This window comes from Nakamurella sp. GG22, assembly GCF_052976845.2.
Genome location: NZ_JBRIIO020000004.1, coordinates 25,459 through 40,254, shown reverse-complemented (window position 1 = coordinate 40,254; position 14,796 = coordinate 25,459). Strand labels below are relative to the sequence as shown.

Genomic DNA, 14,796 nt, shown 5'->3' with positions numbered 1-14,796 from the left:
ATCACCGTTGTAGGACCGACCTCACCATAAATCGGCAGGTTTGGCGCGCAGACTCCCCGACAACAGGTGACTCAGCGGGCGATGGTCAGTGAGCATCACGGGCGGTGACCTGGGCGCCGGCGACCGCATCAGCCTGTTCCGGGTGGAAGATGTCCGGCTCGATGTACAGCACCCTGGCGATCGGAACCGCGGCACGCACCCGCTCCTCCACGGCGTTGATGGCGTTCGCGACATCGGTCGCCGACTTGCTGGTCTGCACGGCGACCTTCATCGCGACCATCAGCTCTTCCGGGCCGAGGTACAGGGTCTTCATGTGGATGATCCGGTCGACGTCGTCACCGGCTTCAGCGGCCTTCCGGATCGCCTCGACGTCGGCCGCCGACGCGCCCTCGCCGATCAGCAGGCTCTTCGTCTCGATGCCGAGGATCGCCGCCACCACGATCAGCAGCACGCCGATGAAGACGGTGCCGATGCCGTCGAACACGCCGTTGTCCGTGACGACCGCGGCGGATACACCGAGCAGGGCCAGCATGAGGCCGGTCAGCGCGGCGATGTCCTCGAGCACCACCACCGGCAGCTCCGGTGCCTTCGCCCGGCGGACGAATTCGAGGATCGAGATACCCCGCCGATCCGGCGCCGACTCTTTCAGCGCCGTTCGCAGCGAGAACGACTCCAGCCCGATGGCGATCACCAGCACGGCGAGCGGAATCCACGCCCGCTCGATCGGCTCCGGGTGCTGGATCTTGTGCACACCCTCGTAGATGGAGAAGACGCCACCGACGCTGAACAGGATGATCGACACGAGGAACGCGTAGACGTACCGCTCGCGTCCGAAGCCGAAGGGGTGGTCGGGCGTCGCCGCCCGGTTTGCACGCTTGCCGCCGATCAGCAGCAGCACCTGGTTGCCGGAGTCCGCCAGCGAGTGCACGGACTCGGCGAGCATGGACGACGAGCCGGACAGCAGGAAGGCGACAAACTTCGTGACGGCGATCCCCAGATTCGCCAGCAGGGCCGCGAGAATCGCCTTCGTGCCACCGGATGTACTCATGCTGAGCTCTCCTCATTCGACGTCCGGGCCCGGCGTTCACCGCCCGGGTCCTTCCCGCCGGCCGCCCTAGAAGTTGCCGGGCGCCCGCCGCTGAAACGCGGACCGGCACGGACAGGATCACGAGCGGTCGGCTTCGGAACTGATTCAGCGAAGCGAATCACACTTTCGCCGGGCCGTGCACTGAGCGCGACTCGGCACCACGGCCGGAACGTCCGATTCGACCGCCCTGCCGCTCACCAGGGCGGCACGGCGTGGTGGGGCGCACCCCCTGACGACACCTCGTGTGCGGTCGGACACAATCGTGTTCATGCCCTCGCAACATGACGGCCCTACGGTGCGTCACATGGCGGATCTGTTCGAGGAGTACCCGTTCGGACGGGCGTGGGACGAGATGTTCTCGGCACCCGGCGAGATCAGACCGGCCTACGAGTCGGTCTTCGCCACGCTGCAGACTCTGGATGCCAGCGACCTCAAGGCCAGGGCCGACATCATGGGCCGGACCTTCCTCGACCAGGGCATCACGTTCGCGCTCGGCGGCGTCGAACGCCCCTTCCCGCTCGACCTGATCCCCCGGATCGTCACCGCCGCCGAGTGGACCGCGGTCGAGAAAGGCGTGCCGCAGCGGGTCCGGGCGCTCGAGGCATTCCTCGCCGACGTCTACGGCGCCGGCCGGATCTTCGCCGACGGCGTCGTCCCCCGGCGCCTGGTCACCACCTCGCCGCACTTCCACCGCCAGGTGATGGGGATGGACGCCCAGGACGGCGCCCGCATCGTCATCTCCGGTGTCGACCTGATCCGGGACGAGCACGGACGGTTCCGGGTGCTCGAGGACAACGTCCGCATCCCGTCGGGTGTGTCCTACGTGCTCGAGAACCGGCACGCCGTCACCCAGGTGCTGTCCGAGGCCGGCGCCGACCAGCGGGTTCGTCCCGTCTCGGAGTACCCCGGCAGATTGCTGGCGGCGCTGCGGGCCGTCGCGCCCTGGAACGTCACCGATCCCAACGTGGTCGTGCTGACACCCGGCGTCTACAACTCCGCCTACTTCGAGCACACCCTGCTGGCCAGGGAGATGGGCGTCGAACTCGTCGAGGGCCGGGACCTGATCTGCCGCAACAACAAGGTGTTCCTGCGGACCACCTCGAGCGAGATGCCGGTGCACGTCATCTACCGCAGGGTCGACGACGAGTTCCTGGACCCGATGCAGTTCCGGCCGGACAGCCTGCTCGGATCGCCGGGACTGCTGAACGCCGCCAGGGCCGGCAACCTGACCATCGCGAACGCGGTTGGCAACGGCATCGCCGACGACAAGCTGGTCTACACCTACGTCCCCGACATCATCAGGTACTACCTGAACGAGGAACCGATCCTGCTGAACGTCGACACCTACCGGATGGAGGACGAGGACCAGCGCGAGTACGCCCTGCAGTACCTGGGCGAACTGGTGCTCAAGCCGGTGGACGGGTCCGGTGGGAAGGGCATCGTCATCGGATCGCGCGCCGACGCCGTCACCCTCAACCGGGCGCGGGCGGCAATTCTGGAGAACCCGCGCGGCTGGATCTGCCAGCGGGAGATCGCGCTGTCGACGGTGCCCACCCTGATCGGCGACAAGATGCGACCCCGGCACGTCGACCTCCGGCCGTTCGCGGTGAACAACGGCAACTCGGTGTGGGTGCTGCCGGGCGGCCTCACCCGGGTCGCGCTGCCGGAGGGCGAACTGGTCGTCAACTCGTCCCAGGGTGGCGGTTCCAAGGACACCTGGGTGCTCGGCGGCACCCCGGAGTCGGGCGGGGAGGCCGAGCCCGAACCGCCGGCGGACGCCACCCAGGTGATGCACCGACTCGACGTCGCAGACCTGATGTTCGACCACCCGCCGCACCCGAGCGAGGCAACCGGCACCTACCGCGCCCAGCAGGGTCAGCAGCAACAGGCCATCTCGGAGGACCGGACATGCTGAGTCGCATTGCCGAATCGCTGTACTGGCTCGGCCGGCACGTCGAACGGGCAGACTGCACCGCGCGGATCCTGGACACCTACCTGCACCTGCTGCCGGCCGGCTCCTGGCAGGCCGATCACCAGGTGATCCGCTCGTTGCTCGACTCGATGGGCCTGTCCGACGACGACACCGTGGGCAAGGGCAGCCAGGCGGATTCCGGACAACTGGTGCGCGCCCTGGTGTTCGACGGCGAGCGCGCCTCCTCGGTGGCCGGCGCGCTGACCGCCGCGCGGGAGAACGCCCGTGGTGTCCGGGACGCGATTCCGCTCGATGTCTGGGAATGCCTGAACGTCACCTGGCACGGGCTGCGGACCAGGGACGCCAACGGCGCCGGCCCGCACATGTTCCTGCGCTGGGTCGGTGAGCGGTGCGCGATCGCCAACGGCCTGGTCGCCGAGGTGATGAGCCACGACGAGGGCTGGCACTTCCTGGTCGTCGGGCGCTCGCTGGAACGCGCCGACATGACCATCCGGCTGCTCGCGGCCGCCGAGTCCGAAACCGGATCGGTGCCGCCGTGGCGTGCGCTGGTCAGCGCCTGCGGCGGCTGGGAACCGTACGTTCGCTCCTACGGCGGCGCCATCGGCCAGCGCACCGCCACCGAGTTCGTGCTGCTGGACCGGCATTTCCCGCGGTCCGTGCTGCGCTCGCTGACCCGGGCGGAAACCTGCCTCGCGGAACTGGAGGCGGTGGGCGCGACCCGGTACCTCGACCCGCGGCGTGACCCGTCATCGGCGCGGCGGATCGTCGGACGCACCCGGACCAGCCTGGACTACCGCACCGGCACCGAACTCGCGGCCGACCGTGCCCACCTGCTGGCCACCCTGCAGCGGACGGTCGCCAGCGCACACACCGCCGTGACGAGCTCGTTCTTCCGCAGGGAGGACGCGGTGAGCTGGGCGAACATCGGCGCGGAAGGGGGCGCGGCATGACGACGGACGCGGCGAACGACCTACAGAGCCAATCGCAGGGCCAATCGCAGGGCCAATCGCAGGGGCAGAACGGGCTCGATCGGCCGAGCCCGGAGATCTGGCGGCTGCTGATCGTGCACCGGACCGTGCTGACCTACCCGGACACCGTCACCACGTCCTACAACGAGGTGCGGATGCAGCCGTCGGACGAGCCCGGCCAGGCCGTGCTGTCGGCCAGGCTGGAGATCGACCCGTTCGAGGGCGTGCTGTCCTACGTCGACTACTTCGGCACCAGGGTGGCGGCGTTCGACGTCCACCGGCCGCACCGCCACCTGGCGGTCACGGCGACCACGACCGTGGAGACCTTCCCGCCGATGGAGAGTTGGCCGGGCGCCGTGCCGCCCGGATCGCCTCCGCCGGTGGCGGCGACCGCGCCGATGAGCTGGCAGGACCTGGCCGACTCGCACTGCGAGGACCGGTTCGAGGAGTACCTGACGCCGACCCCGCTGACCGCGCTGGACGACGAACTCACGGGCATCGCCGACGACATCAAGCGCGATTCGGCCAGCCCGTCCGAAGCGGCGGCCGCCGTCTGTGAGTGGGTGCACGCGACGCTGACCTACGAGACCGGAGCAACCGGTGTCAGCACCTCCGCGGTCGAGGCATACCTCGCCCGGCGCGGAGTGTGCCAGGACCTTTCCCACCTGGCGATCGGCATGCTCCGCTCGATGGGTGTGCCCACCCGGTACGTCTCCGGGTACCTGCATCCCGGCGGGACGATCGAGGTCGGCAAGGCCGTCACCGGTGAGTCGCACGCCTGGATCGAGTGGTTCGACGGCTCCTGGAACCGGTTCGACCCGACGAACCTGACGGCACCCGGGCAGGCCCATGTGGTGGTCGGGCGCGGCCGGGACTACCGCGACGTGCCACCGGTCAAGGGCGTGTACGCCGGGCCGGATGCCACCGGCAATGACGTGACCGTCCGGGTGACCCGCCTACGCTGAACGCGGCCGTCACCCGGCCGATCGGATCGGCTCCGCATTCCGTGTCGGAGCGCGGCCGTCAGGGCACCGGACAGTGGTGACGTTCCTCACGTAAAGTCAGTGCAGCCGGGTCCGCCGAAGCACGCCTCGCTCCGGGGTTTCTCGCGGGCCGGCCTGTCAAGGAGGACGAGTCATGACGGCGACGTTGACCGAGCGAGCGCAGTCGTTCGGGCACCTGTTTGTGGACCGGGTCGGCAAGACGCCCAACGGCGAGGCCTTCCGGTACCGGGAGGGTGACGACTGGACATCGCTGTCCTGGGCGCAGACCAAGGAGCGCGTCTTCGAGCTGGCGGCCGGGCTTGTCGATCTCGGCGTGCAGCCGCAGGAACGGGTGGCCATCGCCTCCACGACGAGGATCGAATGGATCCTCTCCGACCTGGCCGTGCTGTGCTCGGGCGCCGCGACGACCACCGTCTACCCCACCACCAATGCCCCCGACGTCGCGTACATCATCGGCGATTCCGAATCGGTGCTGATGTTCGCCGAGAACAGGGACCAGGCGGCCAAGGCACTGGAGACGCACCCGCCGTGCCTGAAGACCATCGTGTTGTTCGACGGGTCGGCGACCGACCTCCCGAACGCCGGGGAGGTCACGGTCCTGACCCTGGACGAGCTCGCCGAACGCGGCCGCCGGCGGCTCGGCGACGAACCCGACGTTGTCGACCAGCGCATCGAGGGTTGCCACCCCGAGGACCTCGCCACCCTGATCTACACCTCTGGCACAACGGGGCGACCCAAGGGCGTCCGGCTGGTGCACGACAACTGGACCTACGAGGGCAAGGCAGTCGCCGCGCTCAACATCCTCGGACCCGATGACGTCCAGTACCTGTGGTTGCCGTTGTCGCATGTGCTCGGCAAGGTGCTCACCGCTGTCCAGCTGGAATTCGGCTTCGCCACCGCCGTCGACGGCGACCTCACCAAGATCGTCGAGAACCTGGCGGTCGTGAAGCCGACGTTCATGGGCGGCGCCCCGCGCATCTTCGAGAAGGTGCGCGCCAAGGTCACTCTCACCGCGCAGGGCCACGGCGGGTTGAAGGCCAAGATCTTCGACTGGGCGATCGGCGTCGGCCTGCAGGGCTCCCGAGTCCGCCAGCAGCGCAAGCAGCCGTCGAAGATCCTCGCGGCGCAGCTCGCCATCGCCGACAAGCTGGTCTTCAGCACGGTGCGCGAGCGCCTCGGCGGCCGCATCCGGTTCTTCGTCTCCGGGTCGGCGGCACTGTCGACCGAGGTGGCGGAATGGTTCGACGCCGTCGGGATGCCGATCCTCGAGGGCTACGGGCTCACCGAGTCCAGTGCCGCCGCCGCGGTGAACCTGCCGGAGGACATCAGAATCGGCACCGTCGGGCCGGCCCTGCCCGGTTCCGAGTTCCGGATCGCCGACGACGGCGAGATCCTGCTGCGCGGCGGTGGCGTCATGCGCGGCTATCACAACCACCCGGACGCCACCGCCGAGGTGCTGACCCCGGACGGCTGGCTGCACACCGGCGACATCGGCGAGCTGGTCGACGGCTATCTGAAGGTCACCGACCGCAAGAAGGACCTGATCAAGACCTCCGGCGGCAAGTACGTCGCGCCGCAGAAGGTCGAGGTCATCTTCAGCGCGGAATGCGCCTGGGCGGGCCACATCGTCGTGCACGGCGAGAATCGCAAGTTCGTCTCCGCGCTGATCACCCTCGACCCGGAAATGATCACCGAGTGGGCGAACAAGCACGGGCTCGAGGGCCGCACCCCGGAGCAACTGGCCAAGGAACCGGCCGTTCAGGAGCTCATCCAGCAGCACGTCGACGCGCTCAACGGGCACCTCGAACGCTGGGAGACGATCAAGAAGTTCGTCATCCTGCCGAACGACCTGACCGTCGAGGACGGCGAGCTGACCCCGTCGATGAAGGTCAGGCGAAAGGTCGTCGAGCGCAAGTACATGGCCGAGCTGGACACGCTCTACAAGGACTGAGCGCCCCGCACCGGGCCGAGCGCCTGGGTCAGGCGCTGGCGACGTACTGGTCGAACGGCAGCTGGAAGTCCCCGAACCCGTCCCACACCTCGAGGGCCGGCCCGACGGTGTTCTTGATGATCACCGGATCGCCGGGGATGAAGGTGTCGTAGAACCACTTCGCCGCGTCGGTGGACACGTTGACGCAGCCGTGCGAAACGTTCTCGACGCCCTGCGAATCCACCGACCACGGCGCGGCGTGCACGAACTCTCCGGACGACGAGATCCGGGTCGCCCATTCGACCTCGGTCCGGTACGCGCCGGTGCCGGTCAGCCCCCAGGTCGAGCTGTCCATGATTTTCTTCTCGTACTTCTCGGCGACCACGTGCACACCGTTGTAGGTGGGGTACTTGTCACGGCCCAGCGACACCGGGATCGTCCTGACGACCTTGCCGTTCTGTTTGACGGTCATCGTCTTCGTGTTGTTGTCGACCTCGGCGACCATCGTCCGGCCCACCTTGAATCCGGAGGTCAGGTCTTCCTGCCCGTACACGCCTCCCCCGAGATCCCTGCCGTAGATGTCGACGGTGACCGCGACCTTGGTCCCCGACTTCCAGAAGGCCTGCGGGCGCCAGCGAACCTCCTGGTCGGTGATCCAGCGGAACCCGCCCGCCTGCTTGGGCTTGGTGGTGACGGTGATGGCCTTCAGCGCGGCCTCCCGGTCGGTGACCGGCTCGTCGAAGTAAATCGCTATCGGTTGCGCCACACCGACTGTCGAGCCGTTGGTCGGATAGACCCTGGCCGCCACCCGGTTGTTCGGGACCACGGTGGTGAAGCTGCTATCTGTTGTGTCAACCACTCCCGCGACGTTTCGGGTCGCTGTCGCGACCGTGTAGGTCTTGCCGTAGCCGAGCTCCGTCGCCGCCTTCCAGCTGCGCTTGTCGGCGGCCAGCTTGCCGGGGATCTCCTTGCCGTCGGGGTTCGTCATCCGGACGGAGTCGAGGGTGCCGCCGGCCACCGAGACCGTGATCGGGGCCAGCGGGTCGATGCCCTCCGCCCCGTCCTTGGGCGTGACCGACACCGTGGCCGGTGGGGGCGGCGGTGGCGGGGGCGGGGTGCTGGAGGATGTCGTCGACGGGGTGGTCGGGACCGGTGCGGCGGTGACGGCGGCCGTCGGCGATGCCGGCGCGGCAGCGACGGTCTGCTCCTCCGCGGCCAGTGAGGGCAGGGTGGAGCCGCCGGTGGAGGCCGTGCAGCCGGCCACCAGCACCGTCAGCACCGCTGCTGTTGCGGTCAGCAACCGGGTTCGACCGTGCGCGCGTTGACCGCGTCTCCCCGTTCCCTGCATCGGACTGCCACCACCCATGGGTCGCGTCATCTCCACCCCCTGCTTTTGGACCAGTGTGCACACCGGTCGGCGCAGGATCGCGGACATTTCTCCGCGCCCACGTCACCGTCACTCTTCTGTGACCTGGGCCTCACCTGTCTGTGATGTCCGCCCCGCGGTCAGCTACCGCCGCTGGGCCGCGGTATCCGACAGTGATCGGTCCGTACCGTGGAAGCCGAGGCCACCCGTCCGCACCGACCGCCATGGGGATCGAGATGACCACCACCACCCGCCCGACGCTGCCGGAGCCGCGCGTTCGCGCCGCCCGGTGGCTCGCCGCGGCCGGCATCGGCGGCGCCGTCGCTGCGGTGGCCCTCGTCGGCGGCCTGCATCTGGTTCCCGAGACGGCCGGCATCTCGCCGGTCCGCCGGACCATCAGCGAATACGCGCTGACCGATGCGGGCTGGGTGTTCAACCTCGGCGCGGTGGTGCTGGCGATCGGGTCGCTCGCGGTGATCGCGGCCCTCGTGCTGACCGGCGCGGCCCGGCACCGGTCGACCGGGTCGCTGCTCGTCGGCGCCTGGGTCGCGGCCCTGCTGATCGTCGTGCTGTTCCCGAAGCACAACTGGGCGGTCGGGCCGAGCATCGACGGGCACATCCACCGGGCTGCGAGCGTCGTCGCCTTCCTGTGCCTGCCGCTCGCGGTGATGATGCTGACCCGGCGACGCCACCCGGCGAGCGGTGGCCGAACGGATCAGTCGCTACCGGCCCGCTCGGCGTTCTGGCTGGCGGTGATCTCGCTGCTCTGGTTCACACCGATCGTCGGCGCGCTGCTGCTGTCCCCGGTGACCGGAACCCCCTGGTGGCAGGCGATCCCGCTCGGCCTGGTCGAGCGCGGTTTGGTGATCAGCGAGGTGCTGGCGATCATCGCGCTGGGTTGCTGGGCGATCAGCGAGTCGATACCGACCCGGAATCCCCGATCGGCCAGCCGGGGGCGGATTCCGCGAGCTGCCTGATCGCGGTCGGGCCGACCCGGCAGCACCCACCGACGAGCCGCGCACCCGATGCCACCCAGACGGCGGCATGCTCGGGGCCAAATGTCGCCCGGCCCGCCCACGAGCGCCGCTGTGCGTCCCAGGTCTCCCCGCTGTTCGGGTAGACGACGCCCGGCTTCCGCGAGGCCTCGACCGCGGTCGCGACCAGGTCCGCCGCCTCCACCGAGCTCACGCAGTTCACCCCGACGGCGATGATCTCGTCGATACCCGCAGCCATCGCGAAGGCGTCCTCGGCGGGCTCACCGGCCCTGGTCCGGCCGTCGGCGCAGGTCATCGACAACCACGCCGGCACACCCAGCGCGCTCACCTCGGTCAGCAGCGCCTCGGCTTCCGCCATGCAGGGGATGGTCTCCAGGGCCAGCACGTCGGCGCCCGCATCGGCCAGGATCTGCAACCGCGGACGGTGCCAGTCCCGCAACTCCTCGACGGTCAGCCCGTAGTCGCCGCGGTACTCCGAGCCGTCGGCCAGGGCGGCACCGTAGGGACCCACCGATGCCGCGACCCACCGCTGCGTCACTCCGGCCCCCGGCCTGTCTGGACCACCTGGCTCCGCCGTGTCCGCGGCCTCCCGGGCCAGTCGCACCGACCGCCGGAGCAGTTCTTCGGCGGTGGCTCTGTCCAGCCCCAGCTCGGCGAATCCCTGGAACGAGGCCTGATAGGAGGAGGTGATCGCGACCTCGGCGCCCGAGCGGAAGTACTCCCGGTGGGCGGCGGTGATCGCCCCGGGATTGTCCGTCAGCAGCCTGGCCGACCACAGCGCCGAGCTGAGGTCGTGACCGTGCGCTTCCAGGAGGGTGGCGAGACCGCCGTCCAGCACCACCGGTCCGATGTCGATCCGATCCGCCAGGCTTGCCGTCGGGTGCGTGGTTCGCCCGAAAACGGTGCTCATCGGCGCGACGCTACCCGGCGCCGCACTGGTTGACACGACCAGGTCGGGATCAGGGAGGGCGGCACGGCCCCACCGTCACGGGTATGGGATTCCTCGCGGAAATCTCGCGAAACGTTCACGGCGCTTCGGGCATAGCGTGGAGAAAAGCCGTATCGCACCGAGGAGGACCCCGTGGTCGCCACCGTCAGAACCGTCATCAGCCCCGGACGTTATGTGCAGGGCAAGGGCGCCATTTCGCAGCTGGGAACGTTCCTGGCCGATCTCGGGTCGACCCCGCTGATCGTCGCGGACGACCTGGTGTGGGGCTTCGTCGGCCATGACGTCGAGGCGTCCCTGACCGCCGCCGGGTTGCCGGTCCGCCGGGAGAAATTCAACGGCATCCCCAGTGCCAAGGAGGTCGACCGCCTGGTCGGCGTCATCAAGGAGAGCAAGGCGGACATCGCGGTCGCGGTCGGCGGCGGCAGCACCATCGACGCGGTGAAGGCGGCCGGCTTCCTCGCCGGGATCCGGTGGGCCAACTGCCCGACCGTCGCATCGACCGACGCGCCCTGCAGCGCGCTGTCGGTCATCTACACCGAGACCGGCGAGTTCGAGGAGTACCGCTTCTTCCCGCGCAATCCCGACCTCGTGCTCGTCGACTCGCAGATCGTCGCCAACGCCCCCGTCTCGCTGCTGATCGCCGGCGTCGGCGACGCCCTGGCCACCTGGCTGGAAGCACGGGCGACGTCCCGGTCGAACTCGAAGACCATGGCCGGCGGCCTGCCGACGCTGACCGGTACCGCGCTCGCCCAGTTGAGCTGGGATGTGTTGTGGGAGAACGCTCTTCCGGCGATCGACGCGGTGCTGGACCATCAGGTGACACCGGCCGTGGAGAAGGTGATCGAGGCCAACACGCTGCTGTCCGGCCTGGGGTTCGAATCGGGCGGGCTCGCGGCGGCGCACGCCATCCACAACGGGCTGACCGCCGTGCCACAGACCCACGGTCTGGCCCATGGCCAGAAGGTGAACATCGGCTCGGTCACCCAACTCGTGCTCGAGGGCGCACCCACCTCGGACATCCGGGACTTCATCGAGTTCACCACCAGGGTCGGGCTGCCGAACACGCTCACCGAGGTCGGGTTGCAGGCCGATGACATCAAGTCGCTGACCGTCATCGCGGAGGCCGCGACGGTGCCGGGCGAGACGATCCACTCGATGCCGTTCGAGGTCACCAGCGCCGACGTGGTCAGCGCACTCGCCTCCATCGAACGGTTTGCGGTCCGGGTCCGCGAGGAGGCCCACCTGCCCGCGCCGGTCGCGTACGTCGCGCACCACTGACCGACCGCATCAACCGGCGGTGGCGATGACCTCCGGCCGGCGGCCGAAATCCCAGCGGGACGCCCAACAGAGCACCCAGGCGAGGGCGAGCCCGACGATCGCGACGAACACACTCATCACCGCGACGAAGAGGTAGCCATTGGTCCGCGGGTCGAGGAACGGGTAGGGATACCAGTCCACGATCGGCCCGCGAATCATCGAGTAGGCGAGGTAGGCCACCGGGTAGGCGAGGAACACCAGTCCCTGCCGGAAGGACAGCGGCCGCACCGACCTGTCCACCAGCCAGTCGATGACGATGAACAGCGGAAAGACGTAGTGCAGCACCGAGTTCACCCATGGAATCGGTGTCTGCACATCGGCGCCGCTGAGCAGCAGGCTGAAGATCATCCCGGTGATGCCCATGTAGAGCGTCGCCGCGCCGCGGAGCTGGCTGAGCCACACGCTGTCCCTGGCCGCGCCACCGGCCAGGGCCGCCGTGCTGACCGCGATGGCTCCGATGATGTTGGACTGGATGGTGAAGAAACTGAAGAAGTTGGCGACGCTGTAGCCGAGGCTGACGGTGTTGGCGAGTTGGGTCAGGATGGCCGCCAGGACAGCAGCCGCCATCAGCAGGCGTAGGCCGCTGCCCACCGCACGGCCGGTCATCCGGTGCCTCGGTCCGCAGTCAGCATCAGGCGATGGTAGGAGCCGCCGGCTGCCCGCCCGTCCCCGCCGTGACGGCGCGCCGGGCGGGATGTCAGACTCCGAAATGTGATCACCGATACAACGCCCGCTATCGCGGTGACCGGCGCAACGGGCGTGGTCGGCCGCGGCGTCGCGCAGGGCCTGGCAGCGCTCGGGGTGCCGCAGCGGCTGGTGGTCCGGGAGCCGGCGAGAGCACCGCGCGTCCCGGTCGCCACCGTCGTCAAGGCCTCTTACGCCGATCGGGCCGCCGCTGAAGAGGCGTTGGCCGGACTGGACACCGTGTTCATGGTGTCCGGCTCCGAGGACCCGAACCGGCTGGCGGACCACCGCACGTTCGTCGACGCGGCGGTGGCGGCGGGTGTCCGGCGGATCGTCTACACCTCGTGCTACGGGGCGGCGGTGGATTCCACCTTCCTGCTGGCCAGGGACCACTGGCACACCGAGCAGCACATCCGCGACTCCGGGCTGGCATTCACGTTCCTGCGCGACAACCTCTACCTCGACTTCCTGCCGGACATGGCTGGACCCGAAGGGGTGCTGCGGGGCCCGGCGGGTCAGGGCCGGCTTGCCGCGGTCGCGCGCGCCGACGTCATCGATGTGGCGGTGACGGTGCTGGCCGCCGCTGCCGCCGCCCGGGAGGAGCCGACGGTTCATGACGGGATCGGCTACTCGTTGACCGGTCCGCAGTCGCTCACGCTGGACGAGGTGGCGGTGATCATCAGCAGGGCGACCGGCCGGCAGGTCCGCTATCAGGACGAGACGATCGACGAGGCCTACGCCTCGAGGGCCGGTTACGGCGCTCCGGCCTGGCAGGTCGACGCCTGGGTGAGCACGTACACGGCGATCGCGGCCGGCGAACTGGCGGAGGTCACCGACGACGTGGAGGGCGTGACGGGGCACCCGCCGATCAGCCTGCGCGCATTGCTCGGCGGCTGACCGACAGCCGGACTCAGCTGGTGACGGCCCCGCTGTTCGGGTCCGCCGTGTGTTCGGCCGGAGCTGCCCTGAACGCGGCGATCGCATCGTCGACCGAGGCAAAGACGTGGTCGGCGTTCAGCATCCCCAGCACGCCTTCCTGTTTCAGGGTCGCATGCAGGTCGGGGTCGAGCCCGGCCAGCGCAAAGACCGCGCCCCGCTGGTGCACGAAGTCGATCAGGCCGTCGATGGCGAGCCCCGCGGAGTAGTCGACGTCCGGGATGGAGGTGCAGTCCAGTACCAGCCAGCGGACCGGGTCGGGTGCGCCGGTGATCAGGCCCTGGACCTCGTCGGAGAACCGATTGGCGTTGGCGTAGAACAGGTCAGCGTCGTACCGGAAGACGATCAGTCCGGGCGCGCTCTGGATCCCGGGGGTGGCCGCGGTGAACGTTGCCGTCCCTGCCTTGTCCACGCCGACCACGAACCGTTCCGGCCGGTACTGCCGGCGGATCATCTCCAGGATCGACGCCACGATCGCCAGGATGATGCCCTGTTCGACGCCGACGGCGAAGACCACGACACCGGTCAGCGCCGCGATGACGAACTCGCTCCGACGTGCCCTCCAGACCCTGCGCAGGCCGGCGATGTCGACCAGGTCGATGCCGATCAGGAACACGATGGCGCCGAGCACCGCCTTCGGCATGTCCGTCAACAGACCGGTCAGGAACAGCACGACGATCAGCACGACGACGGCCATCGTCATGTTGGCCAGCTGCGTGCGGCCCTTCTGCTCATCCAGGATCTGCGTCTTGGTCGGGCTGCCGTTCACCACGAAAGTGCCGTTCAGACCCGCCGCAAAGTTGGCGCCGCTCAATCCGACGATGTCCCGGTTGACGTCCACCTTCTGCCCGTGCCGCATCGCGAAGCTCCGGGAGGTCGCCGCGCTCTGCGCGATGATCAGCACAAAACAGGAGAACGCGACGGCGATCACCGGCGGGATGTCGGACAGGCTCACACCCGACGGCAGCCCGATCGGCGGGAAGCCGCCCTGCACGGTGCCGACCAGCGCGACCCCGTCGTTGCCGACATCCAGGACGGACGCCACGACGATCGATCCGATCACCGCGACGATCGCGCCGGGCACCTTCGGCACGAACTTCTTGAACCCCAGGATGATCACCAGGGCGCCCACCGCGAAGGCCACCGTCGGCAGGTTCGCGTCCGGGATGTGGGTGATGGTCCACCACTGCTGCTGGAACCAGGTGCCGGTGCCCTTGGAGATGCCGAGCATGTCGGGGAGCTGGCCGCTGAACACCTGGATGCCCACACCGGTGAGGAACCCGATGAGCACCGAGGACGACAGGAAATCGCCGATGAACCCGAGCCGCAACAGTCGCGCGAGCAGCAGCAGCACCCCACAGACCAACGCGGTCAGCGACGTGAACGCCAACCACTCAGGCGAGTAGGGGGTGAGGCCGGCGATGCCCAGCCCCGCCAGCCCGGCGGCCAGGATGGCGGCCGTGGCGGAATCGGCGCCGACCACCAGCAGTCGCGACGATCCGAGCAGCGCGAACGCGAGCGCCGGAAAAATCACCGTGTACAGACCGGTGACGACCGGCACCTGGGCGATCGAGGTGTACCCCATGGTTCCGGGATCGCGACGGCGGCAAGCGTCACCCCGGCGACG

The 14,796-nt window shown here is 69.0% G+C and carries 12 protein-coding genes; 7 read left to right on the top strand and 5 right to left on the bottom strand.

The genetic code is table 11. The annotated features are described in order from the left end of the window. Positions 1-85: 85 nt before the first annotated feature. Entirely contained in the window at positions 86-1,048 is a 963-nt protein-coding gene (locus ACVBEQ_RS06115; protein WP_447155273.1) for a cation diffusion facilitator family transporter, read from the bottom strand. Between the two features lie 343 nt (positions 1,049-1,391). Here ACVBEQ_RS06115 and ACVBEQ_RS06110 point away from each other — a divergent pair, with 343 nt between their 5' ends. From ACVBEQ_RS06110 to ACVBEQ_RS06095, 4 genes are all read left to right on the top strand, one after another. Further along, complete coding sequence (locus tag ACVBEQ_RS06110) at positions 1,392-3,002, top strand: circularly permuted type 2 ATP-grasp protein (RefSeq protein WP_447155272.1); 1,611 nt, start codon at positions 1,392-1,394, stop codon at positions 3,000-3,002. Continuing rightward, the gene (locus ACVBEQ_RS06105; protein ID WP_447155271.1) at positions 2,996-3,970 is read left to right on the top strand and encodes an alpha-E domain-containing protein; all 975 of its coding nucleotides are present in this window, start codon (positions 2,996-2,998) and stop codon (positions 3,968-3,970) included. Before ACVBEQ_RS06110 ends, ACVBEQ_RS06105 begins: the two co-directional genes overlap by 7 nt. Then, entirely contained in the window at positions 3,967-4,953 is a 987-nt protein-coding gene (locus tag ACVBEQ_RS06100) for a transglutaminase family protein (protein ID WP_447155270.1), read from the top strand. The genes ACVBEQ_RS06105 and ACVBEQ_RS06100 overlap by 4 nt, the downstream gene beginning before the upstream one ends. A 172-nt stretch (positions 4,954-5,125) precedes the next feature. After that, positions 5,126-6,943: an AMP-dependent synthetase/ligase gene (locus ACVBEQ_RS06095; protein ID WP_447155269.1), complete on the top strand. Its 1,818-nt coding sequence runs from the start codon at positions 5,126-5,128 to the stop codon at positions 6,941-6,943. A 28-nt stretch (positions 6,944-6,971) separates the two neighbouring features. Here the strand turns inward: ACVBEQ_RS06095 and ACVBEQ_RS06090 are convergent, their stop codons facing one another. After that, entirely contained in the window at positions 6,972-8,222 is a 1,251-nt protein-coding gene (locus ACVBEQ_RS06090; RefSeq protein WP_447155268.1) for a L,D-transpeptidase, read from the bottom strand. A 302-nt stretch (positions 8,223-8,524) separates the two neighbouring features. On the opposite strand from ACVBEQ_RS06090, the gene ACVBEQ_RS06085 reads away from it, so the two are divergent. Next, complete coding sequence (locus ACVBEQ_RS06085) at positions 8,525-9,265, top strand: DUF998 domain-containing protein (RefSeq protein WP_447155267.1); 741 nt, start codon at positions 8,525-8,527, stop codon at positions 9,263-9,265. Here the strand turns inward: ACVBEQ_RS06085 and mmuM are convergent. After that, positions 9,198-10,193 (bottom strand): homocysteine S-methyltransferase, encoded by a 996-nt coding sequence (gene mmuM, locus ACVBEQ_RS06080; RefSeq protein WP_447155266.1) that lies wholly within the window; start codon positions 10,191-10,193, stop codon positions 9,198-9,200. The two genes, ACVBEQ_RS06085 and mmuM, sit on opposite strands and share 68 nt — an antisense overlap. Positions 10,194-10,364: 171 nt before the next feature. Between mmuM and ACVBEQ_RS06075 the strand changes: the two genes are divergently transcribed. Beyond that, the gene (locus ACVBEQ_RS06075; protein WP_447155265.1) at positions 10,365-11,510 is read left to right on the top strand and encodes a glycerol dehydrogenase; all 1,146 of its coding nucleotides are present in this window, start codon (positions 10,365-10,367) and stop codon (positions 11,508-11,510) included. 9 nt (positions 11,511-11,519) lie between these two features. On the opposite strand, the gene ACVBEQ_RS06070 is transcribed toward ACVBEQ_RS06075, so the two are convergent. Beyond that, positions 11,520-12,155 (bottom strand): Pr6Pr family membrane protein, encoded by a 636-nt coding sequence (locus ACVBEQ_RS06070; RefSeq protein WP_447155264.1) that lies wholly within the window; start codon positions 12,153-12,155, stop codon positions 11,520-11,522. A gap of 108 nt (positions 12,156-12,263) precedes the next feature. Here ACVBEQ_RS06070 and ACVBEQ_RS06065 point away from each other — a divergent pair, with 108 nt between their 5' ends. Continuing rightward, positions 12,264-13,130, top strand: a complete 867-nt coding sequence (locus ACVBEQ_RS06065) for an SDR family oxidoreductase (protein WP_447155326.1) — start codon at positions 12,264-12,266, stop codon at positions 13,128-13,130. Between the two features lie 13 nt (positions 13,131-13,143). Here the strand turns inward: ACVBEQ_RS06065 and ACVBEQ_RS06060 are convergent, their stop codons facing one another. Continuing rightward, positions 13,144-14,754: a SulP family inorganic anion transporter gene (locus ACVBEQ_RS06060; protein WP_447155263.1), complete on the bottom strand. Its 1,611-nt coding sequence runs from the start codon at positions 14,752-14,754 to the stop codon at positions 13,144-13,146. Positions 14,755-14,796 lie beyond the last annotated feature (42 nt).